This window comes from uncultured Abiotrophia sp., assembly GCF_963520105.1.
Lineage (GTDB): Bacteria > Bacillota > Bacilli > Lactobacillales > Aerococcaceae > Abiotrophia.
This window is the reverse complement of the sequence record NZ_CAUQPN010000013.1, coordinates 1-22,650: the sequence shown is the minus strand read 5'-3', so window position 1 is coordinate 22,650 and position 22,650 is coordinate 1. Positions and strand designations below refer to the sequence as shown.

Genomic DNA, 22,650 nt, shown 5'->3' with positions numbered 1-22,650 from the left:
CCTAAGGGTTGGTTTTGTTCTTTTGCTTGATGACAAAGTTATTCTTACGTTGCTTGGCCGCGGCTGGCGCCTGCTTAGGGGCCGCCTGATCACCAGCGGCTGGGCGACGGTTGCGTTTCTTAAAAGGCTTCTTGCCGCCCTTGGCCGGCGCATCCACCTTGTTGCCCTTGAAGCGGTTTGGATCTTCCTTAACTTGGATTTTAGCTAATTGCTTGGTCTCGCCTACCTTTTTCTCGATTGGGGCCGGCTTAGTCTTAGCCTTGTCTTTGAGTTTGGCGTATTTAGCCACTTCCCGCTCCTTGGCTAGGACGAAGTAACGGCAGCCAAAGTTACAGTATTCATTGAGGTAGTCTTCTAGGAAATCAATGGTTTGATCCTTGGGCACCTTGGCCTGGCCGATTTGATAGAAGCCTCTTAGGCGTAACTGTTCAAAGCCCCAGTCCCCGACAATGAAGTCGAACTTCTCGAAGTATTCTTGGTAGCGATTCTCGAAGGCTAGCAAGTCGAAGCCCTCACGGTAGTTGAGGACCAACTGATAAGGTTCCTCCTTAATCAGCAGATGGTCTTCGTTAATTTGGCGAATTTGCTTGTCTTCTTGGACTTGGTCCTGACTAACGTCGGTCAGGATGGAGTCGATTTGATAGGATATATTATTATCGCGTTGGGTCATGCCTTTAGCTCCTTTACTTCTATGTCTCGTTCCTTCCTATTATAGCAAATTCTGGCCCTGCAAGCTATGGAATTCTCTGAGCCAAGTCACCCGACAAAAAAGCCCGCTCATTCAGCTTATGGCGGACTGAATGAGTGGACCTATCTTAAGGAAGCAGAAATTAGAATTATTTAGCTTGAGCTTGGGCTTCTACCTGGTAGACGGCCGCTTGAACCTGTTCAGGAGTGACACCTGGCACCGCCAGTTTGAAGGTTTCCTTGTCGGATGCGGCGAAGTCAGCCAATTTGGCTACGGCAGTCGCCATGTCCTCTTGAACCTCTAGCTGTTGCCAGGAGTAGATGAAGCCATTGTCCTTGCAGTAATCGATGAGTTTTTGGGTCTCACCTTCTTCGCCCATAGCCGCCAACATTACCAGCAACCCATAAGCTACCTTGACCCCATGCTCAATGCTGTGGGTTTCGGCAAATTGTGACAGGGCATTGTGAACAGCGTGAGCCCCTGACATACGACCATATTCACAGGCAAAGCAACCCACGGCAGCGGCCACATTGAAGACCGTATCGACCACGCGCTTGAAGGTGTCATTCACTACACCCAAGGCATGAGTGGCTAGGGCAGCGTGGGTATCGCGGAGCAGAATGTCCTTGGTTACCTTAGCAGCAGCCAAGCCTAATTCGACATTGGCTTCTAGAGCTCCAGTCAAATGACGGGTGATGCTTTCGGCCTCATACCACTTGGCTACCGTATCACAGATACCCCCTTCGAAGTAGCGTCTAGGCGACTCAACTAGGAGATCTAAGTCCACCACGCAGGCATAAGGGGTACGTTTGAAGTAGGCCACGTCATTGAAGACTCCATTGGGATGGTAGACAGCCGCGACCGGTGTAGTAGGCGCGCAGGTCCCCACGATTGTCGGCACGGTCACCACTTCACAGTGGAGGCGGTCAGCCGTTCCCTTGGCGGTGTCACAAAGCTTACCCCCACCGACAGCTACAATCACATCGGCATCAGCTGCTAACTTAGCCAAGCGGTCCATATCTTCATAGCTGGCTGTGTGGTCATAACGTAAGACTGGCACACCTTCTAGCGGTTGAGGTAAATGTTTAAGAAAGGCAGCGTAAGATTTCTCCCCGGTAATAATGTAGGGACGCTCGAAGTTCTTTAAAATGCCTGCTAAAGAAGCCAAAGCTCCTTTTTCACTGATATATTGTCCGGGTGTACTACGTACGACTTGTACAAATTCCATAAGCGTCCTCCTTATCACTTAGATATAGCTAAGCGAATGATTAAAGTTTTATTAGAAAATACTCTAACACACTTATTTTTCTTATACAAGGCCCTGGCGGCAGAAATTTGTATCACTTTCTGAAAACAATCGGAAATTTCATGAAAAAAGCGCCAAGCCATCGGCTTAACGCCCTAACTTAGGGAGCCACTCAAATACAAGGAAAATGAGAAGGACGGCCTGAAGCACTAACATAAGAGGGACCCCCAGGGCGAAAGTCCATTTGTGGGTCTTGTGGCGCCAAACCTGCATGGCTATAAGGGCGCCGAGAGCTCCCCCTATGGCAGCTAGGCCTAATAGTCGGGCTTCCGGCACCCGCCAGTGGCGCGCCACAGCTTGATGCTTATCCCAGATATAGACTGCAGCCGTCAGCAGATTAATCAGAACAAGATAGAGCCAAATATAGGTCATCACGACCGCTGTTTCCATTCTGCTAGGAAGTCAGCCAGATTACGCTCATGCTGGTACTTGATGGCTGCCTGAATATCCTTCTCGATGATGGCCTTACTTAAATCCAAGCCATTGATGGCCGCAATGGCCACCGCATAATGAATCAGGTCCGCTAGCTCAGTCACCAGTTCCTGGTCGGTATCCTGGCCCTTGCCTTGCTTGCGCCCCGCACGAATATTGAGTAGCTCGGCTATTTCACCCATTTCCTCTACTAGCTTAATGAAGAGGCCCTGTTCCTGACCCCAGTCACCATAATGCTCCGCTAGATAGGCCTCTAGCGCTGCCAAATTCAAATCTGTCATTCCCGTCTCCTCCTATGGGCGTAAGCACCTAACTTGCCCAGTCTCAGTCACCATGCTACCATAAAAATAAGAATCTGTTAAGGAGGACCCACATGCAAGCACTCCAAGCCCACGAAGACTTGGCCCAACTCAAGGCTCAGTCTCAGCTCCTCATTCTCCAATTCGGTAGACCCCAATGCGCACCCTGCGCTAGCTTGGCCTTGAGACTGGATGAATGGGCTCAAAGCCATCCCCAGGCTACCCTACGCTATATCGACTTAAGCCAGTGGCCCCAAGTAGCCGCCCAGGAACAAATCCTGTCCGCGCCCACCTTACAAGTATACATTGACGGGCGCCGCTACCTGCAAGAAGCTGGCTATTTTAGCCTGGACCTCTTGCTAGACAAGCTGGATTACTACTGGGAACTACGTCAAGATAGACCATAAGATAAGAAAAAGGCCATGACATGGCCTTTTTTTATGCAATGAGAAATTTGCTAGCTAGCTTATGAACCTGCTGGATGTCTTTGCCATCCAAGGTCCAAGTTGCTAACTCCGCTTGAATGAGATCAGGAAATTTCCGGCTAATGTCCCTCAGGGCATTGCCGACCGACTTGCGGACATAGTCACTAGGATCCCGCTTCAAGCCAGCAATACGCCCAATGGCTTCCTGGGGATGGTCCTTAAAGTAAGGCCGGCTAGTCCAAATTCTCAGCCCCTCCGTTACAGCACGTCTGGTATTAGCTTGGCTATGGCCCAGCCATTCATCAATGACCGGCAAGGCTGCTTGGTAGCCTATGGTCTTGCAGTAATGGTCCAAGGCCTTGGCCAATACTTCCTGAACCCGCCAGTTAGGGTCCAGACAGACCTGCTCTCTCAAATAATTCAGTATGTCCTCTTGCTGGGACAGGTAGCCCATGAGGAAGACGGCATACATGCGCACTTGATAGGTTTCCGATTGATAGGCCTGCATGGCCAATTGCTTGATATAGTCCGAATCCTGACTGGCATAATCCGCTTGAGCCCTTTTCTCTTCTTCCTTGAAGCCTTTTTCAATCAGTGAGAACTCCGCCTCCAGGCGCTTGATATAGTCTTGCATCGGCAGTCACCTTCTCTCTTTTACTAAAGACCGCATCCTATCAAGGCGATCAAAATAAACTTAGACTTGAGCTGGATGCTGGGTGATAAAGTCACAGAGGGCCGTCACCTGCTCTGGTCGCGTAGACCAAGCCGTTGTCAGACGGGCCACGACATAATCCTCAGCCAGTTCCCAGGTCGCATATTGGACCTTGTCCGACCAGATTGGCACCAAGACCTTAGGTAGACGGACAAAGACCTGGTTGGTCACCGAACGATTGACTAGCTCATAGCCATTAGCCACTAGGCAATCCTGAATAGCCTGAGCGGCTGCCACCGCCTCGCGGCCGATGACCTGATAGAAGCCATCCTCGAACATCATCTCGAATTGGGCCCCTAGGACTCGGCCTTTGGCTAGGACCGCGCCCCCCTGCTTCATGACAGTAAAGAAATGTGGCAGCAGACTTGGGTTGGTAATCACCACGGCCTCCCCTAGCAGGGTCCCACACTTGGTTCCGCCAATATAGAAGACATCCGTCAAACGCGCCAAATCTGCTAGACTGACATCGTTACTTGGGCTGGCCAGGGCATAGGCCAGTCGCGCCCCATCAATAAAGAGGGGAAGCTGGTGCCGACGGCAGACAGCTGACAAGGCTTCAAGCTCGGCTAGACTGTAGAGCGTCCCCAACTCGGTCGGTTGCGACACATAGACCATGCCAGGATAGACTGAATGGACATGGTTAGCATCCGCATAGAAAGTCGTCACCCAATCCTCAACCGCTTGGGCGGTCAACTTACCTTCATGGCTAGGCAGGGGCAAAACCTTGTGACCCCCTAGTTCAATCGCGCCCGCTTCATGGACATTAATATGGCCCGTATCCGGCGCCAAGACCCCTTGATAGGGCCGCAAGAGGGCCCGAATAACGGTGGAGTTGGTTTGAGTTCCCCCTACAAAGAAATGAACCGTGGCATGAGGGCAGTCGCAGGCTTGACGAATCAAGTCATAGGCCCGTTCACTGTGGCTATCACTGCCGTAACCGGCTGCCGGCTGGCGGTTGACTTCTATCAATCGCTCCAAAACCCGCTCATGTGCTCCCTCTAAATAATCAGATCCAAAATACAAATAGTCTTCGGTCATACTAATCAATCCCCTAATTTAATCAATATAGTCCTACTGGATTTATTATATACCCTCTTGACTCTGGGGCGCAAACCGCACTACTAAGTTTAAATAGTTTGTGCTTAAATGTTCGTAATTCTGACCTAATACAAGAAAAGTAAAGCCCTACTCCGGCCTGTCAACATCTTCTGACCGCATCTGTTATATAAGATTCTTTCTAGATGAGGATATAGTTGGGAAATATTGATGCCCCTAAGAAAACAAAAAGCTATGACAGAAGCTAGGCTCTATCATCGTCTGTTTTGTCTTGCCACCAAGCCAACTGCCACTGGCGTTCTTTTTGAACGGCTGCCAGGTCATCTGGATAGGCTAGGTTAATAAGCTTGATTGCATAGTCACTGGCGACCAGGGCGTGTTCCTTCATATGGGCGGTCGCCACCGCATGGCCAATGACCCGCAAAAGGGCTTGTTCTAGAGGATTCTCGGCTTGCTTGGCCAGGGCGTGTATCTTGAAGCCCGCCTGTCTGACGTCGTGCATACGGGCCTGACTGGCCAAACAAGCTTGGCTGACCGCCCAGCCTGCCTCAATATCAGGCTCCTGCCCTACCTGAGAGCCAGTCAATTCAATCAAATGCTCTACCAAATCCCGACCGAAGCGGGCACAAGTCTCTTGACTAGCGGCTTGGTAGTCGAAATCTAACTGCTTTCTCAAATCATCGCTGTCTAGCACCTTAATTTTCCGTCTGGTCATAGCCTCATCCCCTTATAAACTTCTTAGCCCTAGTATACACCAAGCCCTAGCTGAGTCAAACAAAGCCATTTGCCACACATTCCCATAAAAAAGAAGCCGGACTTCAAGAATCCGACCTCATTTATTGGCTTAAGGTAAAATAGCAATGGCGCGCACAGGCGAACCAGTCGCTTGCTCCCAATGTGGGAAGCTGACACTAATCAAGGCACCAGTGGCTGGCACTTGGTCCAAATTATTCAAGACTTCTACTTGGTAGATATCTTGCTCCAAGAGATAGTATTCGTTAACTAAGCCGTGCTCCGCTGCTGGAATACCCGCATCGGTGTCAAAGGTCTCATGGCCGACTGCCTTGACTTGGCGTTCCTTAATCAGAAATTCCAAGGCCTCGCGACTCCAACCTGGACTCTGCTGAACACCAGCATCATCCAGGTTACGCATAGCCTCTTGGCTTGGCCAGCGCTTAGACCAGTCAGTCCGGAAGGCTACGAAACTTTCAGGACGAATTTGACCATGTTCTGCTTCGAAATCCAGGATGTCTTGCTTGGTCAAAATGTAGTTAGGGTTCTCCGCCACTTGAGCCGACTTGTCAATAACATAGAGAGGCAAGAGCAGATCCTTGAGCTCAATCTGATCCAGCCAGCGGCCGCCTGCCACGAAGTGGATTGGAGCGTCAATGTGGGTACCGTATTGGCCCACCACCGAGATTTTCTGAACGTGGAAACCATCCTTAAGGGTGAAGAGGTCTTCCTTCTCTAGGGCTGGTAGCGCCGGGAAGTGGGGGCTGGACTCGTTAATGACATGGCTAAGGTCAAGCCATTTTTTGGACTTGAGTGTTTCATAGAGTGAAAGTAAATCTGACATCTTGTCTCCTCCTAACTAAGAGCTAATAGTTACTGTAAAGGCAGTATAACAAAGTTAAGTGAGGCAAAACAAGATAGAAGGACCTATTCCCTTAGACTATTTTGCTAGAACCTGATATAGCAAATAACTATAAAATTAAAAACAAGAGGCTAACTCCCTAGAGCTAGCCTCTTGTCATCTTAGCTTATTTATCCTTACTCAACTGGCTTAAAATCCCCTTGAGATTGCCTACTTGCTGGCTGATGGCCGTCTCTAGGTCTTGGTCCCGTTCCAAGGGGAAATAGAGGGCGCCGACTAAGACAGAATCATCTTGATTACCCGTATCCTCTAGGCGGTAGAAGACTAGGCAAGCCGTGTCGTGTTCGGGCTCGACTTCATAGCGAGCCTGAAATTGCTTGCCGTCGATTTCAATCGATTCTTGGAAGATGGGGGTTGGCCGGTCTGATTTGAGACGCTCCTCCAGTTCCTTATCGGTGAGCAACTTACCACCCTTGAGGGGGGAAGTCGTATAAGCCTCTAAGGTATAGAGATTGACATAACCCTTCATGCCAGGCGTCATGATGCGATAACCCACATCCCGACGGTCGTCCTTGGTCAAGGATGGATGCAATTTCCAATCCTCTGGAATCTTGTAGGGACGTTCAGTTGGCTTAGGGGGCTCCTTGCCATCCACAGCTTCATACATCCAGTTCTTGGATGATTCGAAGATCTTATCTTGACCCTTGTCAATAGCAGTTGGCTCCACCTTCAAGAGGGTCTTGAAGAAGGCTTCTTCCTGCTCCTTGTTTTCTAACTCCTTGCTAGACTCTGAGACCGCTGAACTGGACTCTTGGCTATCGTCCGATTGGTTAGCCCAGGCTGATTGAGGAGTTAGTAAGAAGCTAGTGGCGGTCGCTAGACTGGCTAAGACTAGATGTATTTTTTTCATGCTTTACCTCCTTGGGTGACCGATGCAGAGGGGGAGTCACCTTGGTTACTGGAGTACCTAGCCCTAGTCTAACCTATTTGAGCTCGTCAGGCAAGGAAAGCTCTATTTAGCCAGACCTGCTGCCACCAAGGCCAAAAGCCAGAGATGGAGCGGATAGAAGACATAGAAGAAGTAGCGGTTGAAGGCTGACTGCTTACCTCTTTGGCCATTGTAGAGGGCTAAGAGAGGCAAGACACTAATGAAGAGCCAGTCAGAGTTATAGAGCATCATAGTGAGGGTCTCCTGCCAGCTGTCATAGCTAGTATAAGAAAGGGTAAATAGAATCAGAGCTAACCCTAGATAGAGTAAGGTGCCTAGGGCCTGGCGCTGACGGCAACAGTAGGTAATCAAGATAAAGGGTAGTACCACCATGCCCCCTTCTGTCAGCAAGAGGCCGGCTAAGAAGAGGAAGCCTGCGCCAGCCCAACGGAGACCTTTGGCTTCTTGCGTCAGACTTTGGCGTGGAAAAGCTAAAGCTAAAATACTGACCCCCAGAGCTAGGGTCAGGAAGATGTTATTGCTGATATGGACGCCACGATTGGCCAAGAGACTATTGAGCAGCCAGTTACCGGCTGCCATGATGGCTGCGGAGCCCCAGAGACGGACTTGATAGCGTTGCAGATTACGGGTATGAAGGAAACCTTCTACCGCCTGATAGGCAAAGCCCGCCGCCACACAGCGCGTCATGGCATGAAAGATGCCTTCCCAGAGTGGTGGCACCAGACCGGGCACATGGGGCAGATGGTCTAAAACCATGAGGGCTGCCAACAAGTATTTGATTTGAGTTGCATTTAATTTCTTCATAGGAATGCTCCTTTAAGTTTTCTTAGCTTAAGTTTAGACCCAAAAAGCCCGGCTAACCATAAGCTGAGCTTACAGTTAGCCGGGTTATCTTACATTATTGAAAGTTTAAGCTTGCCAGTCTAAATCCCGCAAGAGGCGCTGGATGACCCAGGACTTAATCAAGAAGCTAAAGACTAAGCTGGGCACTAGGGATAGGAGAAAAGACAGAATCCCCAGACGAGCTACAAAGGACGAGACTAGGACAGGTTGCCAGTAGAGCCCCCAAACTAGGGGCACAAGACCAAAGAGATAGCCTAATAACAAGAGACTATTGACCAGATAAGGTCGCTGGCGTCCCGGTAAGGCTCCATTAAAACGCAGGGTTTGGTCACGAAAATCACTTAAGATGGCACGCTGACTAGCCAGGTCTGGCGCTGGCACTGACTTGACTTGGGCTCTGAGATGGCTTGCCACGCCTTCATATACTAGCGCTAATAAGAGCCCCAAGAGCAAAGGCAAGGCCACTGCCCCTAAGCTACCTAGATATCTATCCGGGTAGTGTGGCTGACGCCCCGCATCATAACCTAGCCAGCGAATAATGCGCCCGACTAGCAAAGGCAAGATGACCAAGCCTAGGGACCACAGGGTCCAGGCCACACGCCGGCCTAGGTCAGCGGGACTTTCCTCTTTCCATAGCAACTGGCCACTTGCGAGGTCATATTCAGCTAGCAAGCGGCGGTCTGCTTCCTTCTGGCTTTGACGCAGATAGGCACCGTAGAAGACTAATTTTTTATAAGGTATCCACATTAATCTGGTTCCTTCCCTTTCTACCTTTGTTGCAATGCTAGTGCTAAATTACTAGTCTGTTTTTCCTTTGTCATAGCGCGCCCCGTATTCCTGACGAGCTTGGCGCGTCCAAGTTTGGATGAAGTCGGTCTTGGCATCGGTGTAGGCATCACGATTATGCTCATATTGTGGCCAGAGGGCTAGCTTGAGCGCCTCATAATCCTTAGCTACTTGGGCATGTTCCCTGAGATAGTCCCTAAAGTAGAGCTCATCATGATCTCCTTGGTAGCGCAAGTGAATGTGATAGACCTTGTCCGCGAATCCCTCTGGTGTGTAACCCGAGTTCAAGGATATGCGGCCTTCTGACTCCGACATTTTAAGAAAGCCAGACTGAATCAGACTTTCACTGGCTAGATGCAAATCCGCCTGAGGTGCCAACTCGACCAAGACATCGACAATATCCTTGGCCCAGATGCCTGGGATGGCCGTACTACCAATGTGGCTGATACGAACCAGAGGCAAATCTCCTAGGACTTGTTCCAGTCGCACTTCCATTTCTTGATAATTGGTCTCCCACTGGGGCTTAGGCGCCACTAGGAAGATTGGAAACAGGCGCCAGAGTTCTTCTAAAGATAATTGAGTCAGGTCCTTGGCCATATGGGTTGCTCCTTTCAGACAAAGTAAATCTAGTTTTTTGGCTTTAAACCTAAAGCCGAGTAGCCCGAAGGTCTCATACGATTCTCGGCTGCTAGCTTGTCAACCAGTCTTAAATTCCGCTCAGACTGGGTAGACTTGCCCTTGCGAGGTGTAAACTTCTGCAGGTAGGACAGATCATCATAGGACCGTCGCATGCTTTCACTCCACCCGAAGCATAGCCCTTCTTCCAAGACCTCATGGAAGGTCACCGATGGCAACTTGGACTTAGCTTTAAAAATCCGAATCCAAATACCTGGCGAAGTCTGTTCATTGGCTAGTAACCAATCATGTAGTTCTTGTCTCTTTTCAAAAGATATAATCGGAAGTTGATCATAGACTTGGTCTAATTGTTGCATTGATTTTTCCTTTCATTCTTGATGGTGACCGTTCTGCTAAACTCAGGATAAGATGGCCTCACATACAAGCTTATCTAATTGATTACCCTCATCCGGTCTGAGTTCTCTGATGGTTGATCCCATCGAGCCCCCCAAAAATTCAGTCTTAAAACTTGTGGTAATGGCAATAAAATAGCTATTGAGGCTGTTCCACCCATTGATCATTGTCCATAATAAAGGGCTTGGCCAGTCCAGGGCCAGTATAGTCGGAGTACTTGGTCCCCAGATATTGATAGACCTCTTCCTTGCTGGCAAATTTGATGGCCTGATAAGGCTCCTCGAAGGTCAGCTTCTCTAAGAAGAGATAGCCCTCTTTGGCTGGAACTAAGACGCCGACATGGCCGATGAAGAGACTGTCGCCGTCCAGATTATCATGTAAGACTACTGACAGCATTCTAACCTTATCGTTGAACTTGAACTGGGACAGAAATTGCGCCATACGCTTGGCGTGAACCTTGACGTCTTGAGTGGCCTCGGTCTTCACCCGAGAAAAGAGGATATTGAAGGCCGCCTTATCCTTGGCATCCATGACATTCCCCTTGTCGATGGCGTCATTATCCATGAAAAGCAGCTCATCATCCTGGCTGACTGGCGGAATCTCAATGGTGTTTTTGAGCAAGGTATAGCTGTTAATGCGGCAATTAGTCCCGATAAAATCCCCCTTCTGCTCATGCCAAAGCGGGTTAATCTTGGCCACATCGTAGTCCGTCTTGGTGAATTCAGTGAAGTCCCCCTTGAGCCCACTAGGTCCTACAATGTCATTGTAGTCCTTGACGAGTTTGAGGAATTCCTCAACGCTATCCTTGTCCAAATGAGCAGACAAGAGGGTCCTCACTTCTTCCAGGCTACTTGGACTATTGAGGTTGGAATAGCTAGGATGAGAGGGGCTTGCTTCTTGGCCACTCGGCTTGGGACTGCAAGCTGCTAGAGCTAAGATGATGCCGAGGGATAGGATGATGGTTTTGGTGTGTTTGAACATGAGGTCTCTCCTCTAGCTGATATTTTGGTCAAAATAGCTTGCGAGCCTCGTTATTGAACTTGATCCAATAACTTCCTCATAGAAGGACTAACGAAATAGTCACTAATAGTCATCTCAAGCTTTGGCGATACAAAAGATAAATCCGCGCCATACTGGCAGAGGAGTCTCAATATTCTCAACAAATCTGCCTCAAGTTCTGCTGTCAAAAGCCTATCATCTGATTCCTCTTGAGTGGTCCGATTGTAGGAAGGCAGTATCTGACTAGCCTTAGCGCAGAAGCTCCATATGCCTGTATTGCCATAAGAATCGGTCCGATTAGAATCCGCGCCGGCTTGCAACATCTTCTCCAGAATCTCATAGGCTCTATCAGCATTCTCCTGGGTGGAGAAAACCTGGAGCCCACCATAAGAAGTATTGGTATTCCATCTACTTGTCATGACTGCTGCGGTGATGGCGTCAAAAACTACTGGTGTCCGCCAGTTATTGCAGCAGGACGGATCTTCCATAAAGTTCAAATCCGCCCCCTGATTGATCAAGTAGTCGGCAATATCGAAGGCCCCTGTCTTCAAGGCTACCTGCAGGGGAGATTGGCCATCATCCTTCTTAGGCGGTTGTTTGGCAGTGCAATTAACAAGCTCAGGCTTGGCCTCAATGATTTGCTTAACCAGCTCATAATCTTGTGCCCTGATGGCTTTGAATAATTTCTTCATAACGATTACTCCATTCCAACTCTTTTGATTGACAGCTTTTCTGATTTCATGGCCCATTATTACGGCTAGATTTGGCACTAACTAAGCAGGAAACCGATGGCTGTCGAATCAGCAAGAGAACTATTTCTGTGTTTGCACCAAAATTTTAAATTTAGATCGCCATATGTCAGTTATATGACTTAGATAAAAATGGTATCGCTTGTCCATTCTGATAGCTTCTATCCACTTCAGAAGCAAGTGATGCCACTCATAGAGATGAATAAGAACATCTCTTGAATACCAATCTTTTCTTTAGTAACCCTCCTTCTTCTCATTCTGAGAACAACGAAAGGGAACAATCAACTAAATTTGGTATTATATAAATCAAAAGTAATATAATTTACTGAGGAAAAGTTGGCCATTCCTGTCGAAGAAGATCCCATTTAATTGCTTTCTTAAATTTTCATCTCTGTCTTTAATATCTTTTTTTGATAGATGCACTTTACTAATACTATTGAATATATCATTAATCTCTAGGGCTTTTTCTTCTTGGGAAATTTTACCTTTCTTCAAGTGAAATGATCCGTTGCTTATTTTTACATTAGTATTTTCACGCAGTAGCGTTAAATTACCTAAGCTATTTTTCCATCTTCTATTCTTCTTACTCCAATGATGGAATGCTTGTTTTTGAGGTATAATATGCTCTATTTGCCAAAGTAAAGGTTGGTTAAAACTATAACTCCTTACAAAATTTAAAGCATTCCCCGGCGAATAGAATGTAGATATAGAAATCAAGATAAATCGCGTATACACCTTGTTATTATAATAATTACTTTTTTTCTGTCCCGCAGGATGGTGTGCATCAATATAATCTTGAAACACATCTAATATATCATTTTGGTGCGTCTTAGTACATAAAGTTCCATTAAAAGGTCCTACTTTAGAACCAGCCCTAGACACTACTTTTATAATATCATCTACAACTTTTTCATCATATACTTCATTCAAAAATTTTATAAATAGCATTTTATATTTTCCCTTCAATTGAGATAGTAGAATTTAATTTAAAATAGAAAGCCATGTATACCTTCCCGCCAACTTACTCCCATACTTATCCTTCAAACCTGATAACCTGATTGATTACATCTACGGTCGCCTTCAGGCCAAAGGGAATGATGCAGCGGGGTTGAGCATGGCCAACGTTGAGGTTAAAGACCACAGGCAGGCTTGGATTGGCGATGACGTCTACCAATAGCTGCTTGTATTCTTCCGAATATACCTCATCCATGGGCTTTCCTACTAGCAGGCCGGAAATCGAATCGAAGATACCTGTCTCCTTTAGCAAAGTGAGTGCTTGATAGAATTTCTCAGGTGGCATCTTTTCTTCACTGGATTCCAGTAAGAGGATTTTCCCAACCCAGTCTTCTTTTTGGGGGAACAAGGCATATTGACTACAGAGTAGCGGCATATCCGCATAGCGCTTCCCATTAAAGATGTCATAGAGTGAGTCAATGCAGCCTCCAAGAATCTCGCCTGAGAAGACTGGATTCCCCTGAAGCAAGTCAAAACCGTGGTCCAAGTGAGACTTCAACGGCTTACCAATTTGGTCGACGCCGAAGTCAGTTCGGCTCTCATACCACAGCTCACTCGGTCTTATTTCTTCTATTGTACCCGTCTTTATTAATTCCTCAAAGTATTGTCGTGTGTAAGGCAGCATGTCCTGATCGAGCTCACAGATATCCGCAAGGAAGGATTGTCCATAGAAAGTATTGAGCCCGACTTTATGCAACATCAAGTGATTGAGGGTCGTGTCGGAGAAACCGAGGAAGACCTTTTGGGACACGGCACCAGCCAACTCTCCGTTTTCAAATAAATAGGGTAGCAATCGATAGGTATCGTCGCCGCCAATGGCACAGAGGATCATGTCAATCTCTGGATCTCTAAAGGCTTGCAACAAATCGGCCGCCCGTGCTTCCGGATGTTGCTTCAAATAGTCAATTCCCTTGAGCGCATTGGGCATAAAACTCACCTCTAGGCCAAGGTCTGTCAGCCTTTTGAGGCCTATTTCTAGCTCATGCTTGATGAAATCTTTGCCCAATACCCCAGCTGATAGGCTGACGATCGCTAGCTTTTTAATCATCATATTCACCTCACAAAATTAATCAAATGACGAGCTTGACTTCTGCAAGTCAATTGCTTATAAAATATACCTTTTAACGACAAATTAAAAGGTAACATGAACTATTTATGCTTGTTGAGATGGTCGCGACAAAAAGTAGAGATAGGCCCCAAAGGCGAACTTGATAGCAGCATCCACATAGGCAATGACCTCCATGGAAATATTAGGGAAGAGATAGCCCACCGCAATGTTGATGGCACATACCAGGGCTAAATAAATCATAGACTTGCCATGCACGAAATAGAAGGGGAAGAAATGCAGTGCGGTAGCCATTAAGGCTCCCAGCCAGATGAGGCGCCAGTTCTCGGTAGCGAAGAAGGGGCCGCCTAAGATGGCCATTAAGACAAAGAGTAAAATGACCGCATAAAGGGCTACTTTCTTCTGGAAGGGGCTAGAGCTACCCGTTGATAATTTATTAAGCAAGGACTTATTCTGGTTAATAGCGAAAAAGCTGACAATGTAACCCATGCTGAAAACCTGCATGTTGATAATCTGCTTGCCGCCAATCAAGGTTGCCACCGCAATCACCGACGCGACGGCCATTAGCCATAAGTCGCAGGCTTTCTTGAAGTTAAATGCTAGTTTTTCATTCTTGTCATAAGCTAAAAACCCCATAAATAAGTGCCTCCAAAATATTCATAACTGCCATCTAGCCTCTATCTCGTAGGCTAGATGGCTCTTACTTTATTATAGCACTTTAATAGAAGAAAAGGAGTGTCAAGCTCTTTTTATCTCAATATTTATACTGGAACTGGGAACTGCTCAAAGCACAACCATTCCTGAGCAATTCTTAAGAGGCTATCACCTAAGCCGTGTTCTTGAATTACCTTTAAAAACAACCCTGTTGAGACAGATTGAATGAATGCCCATTCCCAGATGCTCTGCTTCTCAACTCCAGTTTCATTATGAAGTAAGAGAACTCTCTCAATAGCTTTTTCCAAAGGAGCATCAACTAACTCCTCCACCCATTCTCGCACGAGGATTCCAAGGTCGTAGGCAGGTTCTCCTAGGATTCCATCCGGATCTATCAATTTATAAGATAGCTCATTGGAATCTAGTGCTTTCAGTATATTGTCAGCGTGTGGATCCCCATGGACTAGCACAGATTGATATGAAGACAGGCACTTTCTTCTTGATTCTAAAAACAAGAGCGCCCGTTCAATGATTTCTTTACTGCACGGTTGCTCTAATTTTTCCCAAGTGGACAGGATAAAGTCTTGAAACCACCCAATTAATTGTCCCATCAGTCTTAGCTCCTGTTTTTCATCGAGGGGAATCCAGGTTTTCTTAAGTAGCCCGCAAATTATCTTCATTTGGTCTCTAATAGAATAGTCAGACTCACTCAAAGGATTACCCAAACACTCTAGTAAGACTGCTTTCCTCTTGACATCATGCTTTAGCAACTTGACATATCCCGCTCCATTTACAACTCTAAGGGCTTCTACTTGTTGCTCAAACTCGGAATTCCCCTCCAATTGAGGCATAAATAATTTGAGAATCCCCTTTTCTTGATTTCTCAAGGTACATTTTGCTACAAAGGCCTCTGAGCCTCCTTCTAGGATTTGCTCCAAAGAAAGGCTCCACTCTTTTGCTATGCAATCAATAACTGTATTTAAGTCCTTTTTCCATTGTAGCCCCTCATCACCTAATGCATCCAACTTGTTTTGAACATTGCACGGAATGTGGTCTTCCCAGTTTTTCATCTGATGCTATTCCCCTTTAATTTTTCTAGCTTATCTTTAAACTCATTTGTCTACTCATCTCTATTTTAAATAGTCTCTTCATTCTTTTCCACTGCTTTTAAGTAGCTTTTAGGTTCATGCTGTACATTAGAGTTAGCACTAAGGAAAGGAGAAAGCTCCCCCAGAGGTGAGCGGTGTAAAACAATGAGAACAATCGTCGTCATACCTAATCTACTAACCCCAAAACTTCATAAGCACTTCCTCAGCTCAGAAAACGCCAAGGCAGCCTATAAAATGGGTGTCCTCACCCTCATCTTCGGCTCCTTCCTAAAAGGCGTCTTCGACATCTACGGCACCCTTTCAGTCTACCCAAGCTTCTACCTACCAGTGGGCCTGCTACTCTTGCTGGTCGCACTTTGCTTTGAAATCCACCAGAGGAAGGGGAGGGCAAAATAGGAAATTAATTACTAGAGCAACAGCACTCCATCCGTTGGATTCTCTTATCCAGCTGATGGGGTTTTGTTTATTACATAAGACAATTAGTTATCATAATTATCGTACCTTCAAAAAATCCTCGAGCACGGTAAGAAATAAAAAAATCTTGGTTGCAAAGCGCAACCAAGATTCCGTTTAAACTATTCTTCGTTTAACCTAACAAGAAGGTGTTTGAAATGTTCTTCATCCTCAACTAGTTTTCCAAAGAACAACTCATCAATTTGCTCGATTACGGGCACAGCTTTTTGTAAAATCTCTTCTCCCTTTTTCTTCAAAATAACAGCCTTGGCTCTTGAATCTCTGGAGTGTTCTTTTCTATCTACATATGCATGTTTTTCTAATAGACTCAATATTTGAGAAGCAGTCATTACGTCTATCCCAGAAAGTTTAGAAATCATGACTTGAGTCACTTCGTCATTAGTTTGCGATAGATAGGCAAGCGAAGCTAAAACAACAAATTGAGGGTGTGTCAGATTCATTTTCTTTAACTCTTTTTTTATTATAAGATGCCATTTATTGTACACCCTCATGAACAGCAAGCCAGTTGATTGTTCTGAATCTTTTTTATATTTCGATGTAAACAAACAGCAATCCTCCTATCGTTCCAAAAGCTCTTTCAGAATAAATATAGAGTTAGGGACATCTGAGAACACCTGGCGTAAAAATTCTAAATGTTGCTTATCCTCACTATCTAAGGATACAGAATGTTTGACCGTTACACTTCCATCATTGTTCTCCATTATTTGGTGTCCAAAAAGGATGTCACCAAAAGGAGTGGCTGTTTTATCCCAGAATTCTTCGAAGGCTTTTACAAGTGTAAGTTGAAAATCCATAGGAGGCATACCTTCAAGCTCCATCGTCCCATGGGATCCAGTCTTAAAATCATCGTTTAATGTAATGTTTTTTAAATCCTCTTCCCAGGCATACCATTTTTCAATATTGGCATAATACTCCCAAACAGCTTCTTTTGTTGCTTTAATTTTCAAACTGAAACTAAATTCCATTGTTTTCACCCCAATTTATTAAGTGTGCTTATTATATGTCATTTTACAATGTATGTCAACAATAATCTTTTTAGAATCGTAAGAGCGGGGATGACAAAATAGGATATGAAATAACCGGAGGTTTGCCTATACAGGCGCCTCCGGTTTGTTTTGGATATGAGGTTAAAACTTAACTATCTCTAGCTTCTAGGCATAAAGCTCTAAATCGATCATCTAATTCCGCTATCTCCAACAAGAGGTGGGACAAGCCTTCATAATCTTCCTTTAGGCAAGACAGGTGGGCTTGTCCAAATAAAGTGGCTAAGTCTTCTTTTATTTTTGATCGCAGGCCATCGTGCTCTGCTAGGAATCTACTCAGGTAGAGATTTCTGACAGCGGCCAGTTTAAAGCTGAAATACTGATGCAGTTGTTTTTGCTCATCGTTCAAGCCATGTTTTGCCACTGCCGCCGCGTAGAGTGGAAGGACGCCTTCTTGCCCTTGCAGGTATCTTTGGGCCATTATTTGTGAGGTGGCCAGATAGATTGCGCTCGCGTCTGGATTAGCGACTCGCTTGAAATTGCCCCACATAGAATAGGCGCCCCGCTTATAGTCGATTTCCTGGGCTTGCCATGCTGGCAGAAAGTCTTCGAACTGAATCTTCATACAGGCAAAGCCTGCTGGATCATGCAAGTAGAGATAGTCATCATCTAAATCATAAACTGAGACAAAGTGATCCACTCCGTATAAGTGGGTGTGGTTAGGATTATAGGTCAGATGCCCCATATCGAGTGGCCCCAACACTACCGGACCATTAACTAGGAGAGCTTTGAGCTTGCTTCTGATTAAATCCAGATCAACTGCTTGCCCCTCTCTTAGATAATATTCTTCATAGTCAAAACCTAGAACTTCTAAGACATGAGAAATCGAAAGATCCGGCATGCCATTATCGAAGAATACTAATGGGTGCTGTTCATCGTCTTTGACAATGGAAGCCCCATTCCCCATCAACATAAGGGCCTCAAGATATTCCGGCCTCAGGTCATAACCATAGGCCTCCAATGCCATGGCCAAAGAATAGGTATAACAAAGCGATACGTCGCCAAAATAGATTTGCATCTAACTGCCTCCTTCTCATTGATAGCTTGATTATACAGCGCAGTTAGGGCTGCCACCCTAGAAAAAAGGAGCAGAATTTATGGGGTGTGAGGATTGGAAAAAGTTACAGACCATTAAAAAAGCCCCCTTAGTTAGATTTTTATCCAGCTAAGGAGGCTTTTTCGGCTGTTTAATCGTACTTCTTGCCGAATTTCTTCTCCAGCATTTTCTTGACTAGATAAGGCATCTTGACGTTTTCTCGTCCCTTTTTGGCAATGAGTTTCTTAACAAAATCAGGCATCTGGATGTCTTGGTCTTCCTTTAGAATCGCATCGCTGTCTCTAGGCGCCGCCATCTCATCAAAAGTAGTCTCATCAGCTTGATGGATTTTGTAGTCCCCGTGGAGATGCTTGGCAACCGTTGACAGCAAGGCCTCAATCAGACGCGGATCCGTATTGGGCATAGGGGGACGCTTATAGCCCACCCCTAATTCATGGCAGAGTTCTTGACACTCCACGTCATTATCAAAAAGCACCTCGATATGCTCACTAATAAAAGCAATAGGCACAAAGATATAATGGTCGGGATGCTGGCTTTGCTCCCGCAAATATTCCAAGACATCTGGCTTAATCCATGGCATTCCAATATCGCTCTCACTCTGCCAAGTGTTAGTATACTGGTCTGGAGCAAGACTCAGACCTTCAGCAATCAAGCGACTATTGTCGTAGATTTGGTCGATATAAGGGTCGCCAAACTCCAAGGCCAAGACAGGCACACTATGGGCTGAGAAAACGACCCGATAAGTCTGACTACCAATTTCTTGGATAATTTTTCGAATCTCCTCTACCCAGTAATTGATCAGGGCGGGCTCACGATACCAGTCCTTAATGACTTGGAAACGGATGGTCTGGCTCTCTAGGAATTTCTCATAGCCCATTACGGAGTAATAGGAATAATGAGGCTCCAAGATTAAACAAAGGCAGTCTTCAATCCCATCTGCCTCCATCTGCGCAATGACATCGGGGATGAAGGGGCGCGAAAATTTATTAGCAAAATAAACGTTCGCTTGACCTTCTAGGGCCTCAGCTACTAGCCTCACTTCTTCCCTGGTAATGGCTTGGAGAGGCGTACCACCAATCCGAACATAATTATCATATAGGGTTTTGATTTCATCTTCTTCTGGACGAACACCCCGGCGAATATTGGTGAAAAATTCCGCGACTGCTTCATAGCTAATCGCTTCTGGTGACCCAAAGGTCATCATGAGGACAGCTTTCTTAGACATGTCAAACTCCTTATGTGTGTGTCGTAGTTTCTGTCTCTTATTCTACCATAGAAAAGGCTTTATCGGAACTATCTAGGGTTCTATTATTCAGGCTTAGTCGTTTTCTTAAGCACCGCCACACACTCAACATGAAACGACCGGTCTCTAAGTATAAAAGGTGCTCCGTATCAATCTCGCTAGTTTTTGAATCATATCTACACACTATTTAACGTTATTAACGTTAAATGGTAGAAAATGAACCCTACCTTCATTAACACGGCAGTCTACTCCACAAACAGGAAGTTATAAATGTCTTTGCAAATATACCATATCTATTAGTTGTACACCGCCCTCATAAATTGGGTGGTCATAATTGTCAGTAAAGAAATTGGGAATCTTGTGAGAACGAACAAATCCACATTTTTCATAAAATGGTATCGTCAACGGACTGTCACCTGTTCCAACTTGCAAAATAGAATATTCATCTGCATATTTACTAGCAAGAAAATCAATTAGTGCTTTGCCATAACCCTTCCCCTGATTTTCCGGATCGACTGCGATATTCTTGATTTCAAGTATTTCGTTACCTTCATCGGTGACAACACATTCAGCTTTTACACCATTGTCTTCAAGCACATACATAGTTCCTTTTTCAAGATAGCGATCCACCATGCTCTCTTGTTCATCAGCTAGTAACAATAATGATATAAACTGCTTTTTATTCTTATTCACTTCTCGGATTTTCATATCCATTCCTCCGTCAAACTGGAATTTAATGGTTCCATGCCATTATAAATTCCTTCTCCCTCGTATTACTATCTAAACTTTCAGATTGGATGCTAATCTCTCACACTTTTCCCATATTTTGGCTCATCAATATGGACGCCAAGCAAGCCGATGTTTTGCACAGGCCCCCAGTAACGATAGTCGCCCTCAAATTGAATTCCCAGCATCTTATCGATTAGATAGTCAGTCAATTCTAGCTTGTCAGACAAATAAAAAATATAGCCTAATCGGGTCAATAGATGCATAAAATCCATCTGCGTTTTCTTGTGTTTTTTAGGTATCAGCTCTAGATAGGGACTTAATCTGGCATCATCTTGGACTTCTTCAATTAATTGTCTGATTAGCATGGTCTCTCTCCTAAATCTTAGTACATATCATAATCTTCATACCAGCCCAGAACCGCGACCTTATAGCCTTCTTTTGAGTATTTCTTGGCATAGCCTTCAGCCACCCAAGCACTAGGAAAAGTTAGGACTTGTAGTGTGTTTTTAGGATCCTGAAGCGTATATGTCCATAGACTCCGACTCCATCCTGAGACTTTATATTCTATTTCGCGATCCAACATAATGGCAAACACTTGCTTCTTGTAGCGCGAAAATCTCCCTACTTTATTCTGAAAAGCTTTATTTATCCATATACGCTTACCGTTCTCGAAGACAGAAAATCTCTGGTAAACTACAATCACATATCTCCCAGACTCAAAGTTACTGCCCCAGTCATAGCCAACATCGTCCATGCCCATATAATCCGAAAATAGGTTGAATGCCTCAGCAATCAATGATTTCTCACTATCTTCTGGTCTAAAGACCAACTCAAGATTTTCTTCTTTAAAGACCGTTTCTACCTTCTGAATTCCCATGACAAGACTCCCTATACTTCCTAACTATCGATAACATAACTTTTCCCATCATCAATATAGGCTTAACAATGACTAGGACCCTCTTAATTCTGATAATGATTTTCCCAATAGATCCTTGAATTTGGACCTGCCCCTTCAGGTAGCTGATCTAAACACAGACCTTCTTTTTGCATATCCACAATCCACTTAAATTCTGCAAAGGCAAGTCGATGGGCTGCCCGCGAGAATGAGCTATCTTGGTAGTCCACTTCTTCTAGTATTCTGGCCTCTATCCTATAGCCCGCTTCTAGGTGTTGGTCGATTAGCATAGGCACTAACTTCTCAACGTTATTATTGAGATAAAGATGAATGTGGCCACTACTTGAGCCTAACAATCTAGCACGTAAGTTCGTGGCTTTCCCCACATAGATACAAAATTCTTCGTTCTCCTTTTTAGCAAACACGCCATAGACCGCCACTATATCTCTTTCAAGCATTTCCAAAGGCAAATCAATCCCTCGTTTATTGGCCATATCCACCTTTTGTTTGTGTGTCATTCCCATTCCCATTGATAATCAGTCCTACCTTTTCAATAAATTTATCAATACCTAGCTATTATGGTTTTTAACAAGCAGCCCCACACACTCCACGTGTGCTGAGAGCTTTCTTCTATACTAATAGACGAAAGGGTGTGAAAATGATTTTTAAATGATACTGTGGAACGGAACAGTAGCCCTAGTATTGACTACTGTCGTTTCTATTCATATTGGCTATTCTAGGACTGAGATGAAAAAATCTATAAATGCTCAGAATAAAATTGAACCCGCAAATCTCCCCAAAACAATGGTGAGTCATGTACTTGTATTATTCCGAAAAAATACACCTCTGGTGCAGTGAGACAAATTGGTGTATCTTATAGTGGCTTCGTAGATGAAAGCTATACTCTACTATCACTCTTTGATGATGTAGAACAAATTGAAAAAGATAATAGACTTCAGACAGCTATTGATGTTGTCAGAGAACAGTTTGGTTTTTTAGCCATACAAAAAGGAACCGTCCTAACTGAAGGTTCCAGAAATATTGAACGCAGTAAACTTATCGGTGGTCATTCCGCGGGTGGATTGGAGGGATTAAAATGAAACAAGAAAAAAATACAGTACAATTTTCAGAAATCCGTAGCAAAGGATGTAATGATATTGAAATGCTTGAAAGATTTTTACATGGAATCGTTGAAACAGCAACTTCAAAACTTCGTCAGAGAAAACTCAAAACAACTGAAATATCGATACGACTAGTACATGCTAAATCTGAAAACCGATTACCATTGGAATTTACATTTAGCATTAAGCCAACAAGCTCATCTGTGATAATCTATACTGAGGTAATCAATCGCTTTAAAGAATGTTACACAGGTGGGGGAATTCAAGGTTTTACGATTCAATTTGATAAAAATACCCTTGCCTCTGCATAGAAAGGATTTGATATGATTGACCGTTCATATTTACCATTTCAATCAGCAAGAGAGTACCAGGATACAA

General features: G+C 45.1%; 31 protein-coding genes and 1 pseudogene. 4 read left to right on the top strand and 28 right to left on the bottom strand.

Annotated elements, in window-relative coordinates; translation table 11 throughout:
* Position 1: 1 nt before the first annotated feature.
* From RWO08_RS09235 to RWO08_RS09220, 4 genes are all read right to left on the bottom strand, one after another.
* Complete coding sequence (locus tag RWO08_RS09235; protein WP_070755832.1) at positions 2 to 670, bottom strand: YutD family protein; 669 nt, start codon at positions 668 to 670, stop codon at positions 2 to 4.
* A 166-nt stretch (positions 671 to 836) separates the two neighbouring features.
* Positions 837 to 1,916 (bottom strand): iron-containing alcohol dehydrogenase family protein, encoded by a 1,080-nt coding sequence (locus RWO08_RS09230; RefSeq protein WP_314211898.1) that lies wholly within the window; start codon positions 1,914 to 1,916, stop codon positions 837 to 839.
* Between the two features lie 165 nt (positions 1,917 to 2,081).
* Complete coding sequence (locus RWO08_RS09225) at positions 2,082 to 2,384, bottom strand: DUF1294 domain-containing protein (RefSeq protein WP_314211897.1); 303 nt, start codon at positions 2,382 to 2,384, stop codon at positions 2,082 to 2,084.
* Positions 2,366 to 2,707, bottom strand: coding sequence for a MazG nucleotide pyrophosphohydrolase domain-containing protein (locus tag RWO08_RS09220; RefSeq protein ID WP_314211896.1), 342 nt, complete (start codon positions 2,705 to 2,707; stop codon positions 2,366 to 2,368). The genes RWO08_RS09225 and RWO08_RS09220 overlap by 19 nt, the downstream gene beginning before the upstream one ends.
* A 92-nt stretch (positions 2,708 to 2,799) precedes the next feature.
* Between RWO08_RS09220 and RWO08_RS09215 the strand changes: the two genes are divergently transcribed.
* Positions 2,800 to 3,132: a thioredoxin family protein gene (locus RWO08_RS09215; protein ID WP_314211895.1), complete on the top strand. Its 333-nt coding sequence runs from the start codon at positions 2,800 to 2,802 to the stop codon at positions 3,130 to 3,132.
* 31 nt (positions 3,133 to 3,163) lie between these two features.
* Here RWO08_RS09215 and RWO08_RS09210 read toward each other — a convergent pair whose 3' ends face one another.
* From RWO08_RS09210 to RWO08_RS09140, 16 genes and pseudogenes are all read right to left on the bottom strand, one after another.
* A complete protein-coding gene (locus tag RWO08_RS09210) occupies positions 3,164 to 3,784 on the bottom strand; it encodes a DNA alkylation repair protein (protein WP_291454168.1) in 621 nt (206 codons plus the stop codon).
* A 60-nt stretch (positions 3,785 to 3,844) separates the two neighbouring features.
* Positions 3,845 to 4,900, bottom strand: coding sequence for an aminotransferase class I/II-fold pyridoxal phosphate-dependent enzyme (locus RWO08_RS09205; protein ID WP_314211894.1), 1,056 nt, complete (start codon positions 4,898 to 4,900; stop codon positions 3,845 to 3,847).
* Positions 4,901 to 5,162: 262 nt separating this feature from the next.
* Entirely contained in the window at positions 5,163 to 5,633 is a 471-nt protein-coding gene (locus tag RWO08_RS09200; RefSeq protein WP_314211893.1) for a putative immunity protein, read from the bottom strand.
* A 129-nt stretch (positions 5,634 to 5,762) separates the two neighbouring features.
* Positions 5,763 to 6,494, bottom strand: a complete 732-nt coding sequence (locus tag RWO08_RS09195) for a cyclase family protein (RefSeq protein ID WP_314211892.1) — start codon at positions 6,492 to 6,494, stop codon at positions 5,763 to 5,765.
* Positions 6,495 to 6,678: 184 nt separating this feature from the next.
* Entirely contained in the window at positions 6,679 to 7,422 is a 744-nt protein-coding gene (locus RWO08_RS09190) for a hypothetical protein (RefSeq protein ID WP_314211891.1), read from the bottom strand.
* Between the two features lie 102 nt (positions 7,423 to 7,524).
* Entirely contained in the window at positions 7,525 to 8,265 is a 741-nt protein-coding gene (locus RWO08_RS09185; RefSeq protein ID WP_314211890.1) for a TraX family protein, read from the bottom strand.
* A 105-nt stretch (positions 8,266 to 8,370) separates the two neighbouring features.
* Positions 8,371 to 9,051 carry a hypothetical protein gene (locus tag RWO08_RS09180; RefSeq protein ID WP_314211889.1) on the bottom strand — a complete coding sequence of 227 codons (681 nt, stop codon included), beginning with the start codon at positions 9,049 to 9,051 and terminating at the stop codon, positions 8,371 to 8,373.
* A 51-nt stretch (positions 9,052 to 9,102) separates the two neighbouring features.
* Complete coding sequence (locus RWO08_RS09175; protein ID WP_314211888.1) at positions 9,103 to 9,687, bottom strand: GrpB family protein; 585 nt, start codon at positions 9,685 to 9,687, stop codon at positions 9,103 to 9,105.
* Between the two features lie 29 nt (positions 9,688 to 9,716).
* Complete coding sequence (locus tag RWO08_RS09170; protein ID WP_314211887.1) at positions 9,717 to 10,082, bottom strand: hypothetical protein; 366 nt, start codon at positions 10,080 to 10,082, stop codon at positions 9,717 to 9,719.
* 175 nt (positions 10,083 to 10,257) lie between these two features.
* Entirely contained in the window at positions 10,258 to 11,100 is an 843-nt protein-coding gene (locus tag RWO08_RS09165; RefSeq protein ID WP_314211886.1) for a DUF4300 family protein, read from the bottom strand.
* A gap of 50 nt (positions 11,101 to 11,150) precedes the next feature.
* Entirely contained in the window at positions 11,151 to 11,810 is a 660-nt protein-coding gene (locus RWO08_RS09160) for an ankyrin repeat domain-containing protein (protein ID WP_314211885.1), read from the bottom strand.
* 120 nt (positions 11,811 to 11,930) lie between these two features.
* Positions 11,931 to 12,083 (bottom strand): annotated as a pseudogene (locus RWO08_RS09445) (ClbS/DfsB family four-helix bundle protein); the annotation flags it as partial.
* 90 nt (positions 12,084 to 12,173) lie between these two features.
* Positions 12,174 to 12,797, bottom strand: a complete 624-nt coding sequence (locus RWO08_RS09155; protein WP_314211884.1) for an HNH endonuclease family protein — start codon at positions 12,795 to 12,797, stop codon at positions 12,174 to 12,176.
* A 103-nt stretch (positions 12,798 to 12,900) separates the two neighbouring features.
* Positions 12,901 to 13,929 (bottom strand): LD-carboxypeptidase, encoded by a 1,029-nt coding sequence (locus tag RWO08_RS09150; protein ID WP_314211902.1) that lies wholly within the window; start codon positions 13,927 to 13,929, stop codon positions 12,901 to 12,903.
* Between the two features lie 105 nt (positions 13,930 to 14,034).
* The gene (locus RWO08_RS09145; RefSeq protein WP_314211883.1) at positions 14,035 to 14,583 is read right to left on the bottom strand and encodes a DUF6609 family protein; all 549 of its coding nucleotides are present in this window, start codon (positions 14,581 to 14,583) and stop codon (positions 14,035 to 14,037) included.
* 125 nt (positions 14,584 to 14,708) lie between these two features.
* Entirely contained in the window at positions 14,709 to 15,671 is a 963-nt protein-coding gene (locus RWO08_RS09140; RefSeq protein ID WP_314211882.1) for an aminoglycoside phosphotransferase family protein, read from the bottom strand.
* A 183-nt stretch (positions 15,672 to 15,854) separates the two neighbouring features.
* On the opposite strand from RWO08_RS09140, the gene RWO08_RS09135 reads away from it, so the two are divergent.
* On the top strand, positions 15,855 to 16,106 hold the full coding sequence (locus RWO08_RS09135; protein ID WP_314211881.1) for a hypothetical protein: 252 nt from the start codon (positions 15,855 to 15,857) through the stop codon (positions 16,104 to 16,106).
* 179 nt (positions 16,107 to 16,285) lie between these two features.
* On the opposite strand, the gene RWO08_RS09130 is transcribed toward RWO08_RS09135, so the two are convergent.
* From RWO08_RS09130 to RWO08_RS09095, 8 genes are all read right to left on the bottom strand, one after another.
* Positions 16,286 to 16,675 carry a MarR family transcriptional regulator gene (locus RWO08_RS09130; RefSeq protein WP_314211901.1) on the bottom strand — a complete coding sequence of 130 codons (390 nt, stop codon included), beginning with the start codon at positions 16,673 to 16,675 and terminating at the stop codon, positions 16,286 to 16,288.
* 66 nt (positions 16,676 to 16,741) lie between these two features.
* Complete coding sequence (locus RWO08_RS09125) at positions 16,742 to 17,149, bottom strand: polyketide cyclase (protein WP_314211880.1); 408 nt, start codon at positions 17,147 to 17,149, stop codon at positions 16,742 to 16,744.
* 169 nt (positions 17,150 to 17,318) lie between these two features.
* The gene (locus tag RWO08_RS09120) at positions 17,319 to 18,245 is read right to left on the bottom strand and encodes a peptidase (protein ID WP_314211879.1); all 927 of its coding nucleotides are present in this window, start codon (positions 18,243 to 18,245) and stop codon (positions 17,319 to 17,321) included.
* A 169-nt stretch (positions 18,246 to 18,414) separates the two neighbouring features.
* Positions 18,415 to 19,509, bottom strand: a complete 1,095-nt coding sequence (gene hemH / locus RWO08_RS09115) for a ferrochelatase (RefSeq protein WP_314211878.1) — start codon at positions 19,507 to 19,509, stop codon at positions 18,415 to 18,417.
* Between the two features lie 282 nt (positions 19,510 to 19,791).
* A complete protein-coding gene (locus tag RWO08_RS09110) occupies positions 19,792 to 20,235 on the bottom strand; it encodes a GNAT family N-acetyltransferase (RefSeq protein WP_314211877.1) in 444 nt (147 codons plus the stop codon).
* A 92-nt stretch (positions 20,236 to 20,327) separates the two neighbouring features.
* A complete protein-coding gene (locus tag RWO08_RS09105) occupies positions 20,328 to 20,621 on the bottom strand; it encodes a DUF6707 family protein (protein WP_314211876.1) in 294 nt (97 codons plus the stop codon).
* 17 nt (positions 20,622 to 20,638) lie between these two features.
* Complete coding sequence (locus tag RWO08_RS09100; RefSeq protein ID WP_314211875.1) at positions 20,639 to 21,133, bottom strand: hypothetical protein; 495 nt, start codon at positions 21,131 to 21,133, stop codon at positions 20,639 to 20,641.
* An 83-nt stretch (positions 21,134 to 21,216) separates the two neighbouring features.
* The gene (locus tag RWO08_RS09095; RefSeq protein WP_314211874.1) at positions 21,217 to 21,645 is read right to left on the bottom strand and encodes a hypothetical protein; all 429 of its coding nucleotides are present in this window, start codon (positions 21,643 to 21,645) and stop codon (positions 21,217 to 21,219) included.
* A gap of 360 nt (positions 21,646 to 22,005) precedes the next feature.
* Between RWO08_RS09095 and RWO08_RS09090 the strand changes: the two genes are divergently transcribed.
* The gene (locus tag RWO08_RS09090) at positions 22,006 to 22,251 is read left to right on the top strand and encodes a hypothetical protein (protein WP_001813542.1); all 246 of its coding nucleotides are present in this window, start codon (positions 22,006 to 22,008) and stop codon (positions 22,249 to 22,251) included.
* On the top strand, positions 22,248 to 22,583 hold the full coding sequence (locus tag RWO08_RS09085) for a hypothetical protein (RefSeq protein WP_000806926.1): 336 nt from the start codon (positions 22,248 to 22,250) through the stop codon (positions 22,581 to 22,583). Before RWO08_RS09090 ends, RWO08_RS09085 begins: the two co-directional genes overlap by 4 nt.
* The last annotated feature ends 67 nt before the right edge of the window (positions 22,584 to 22,650 follow it).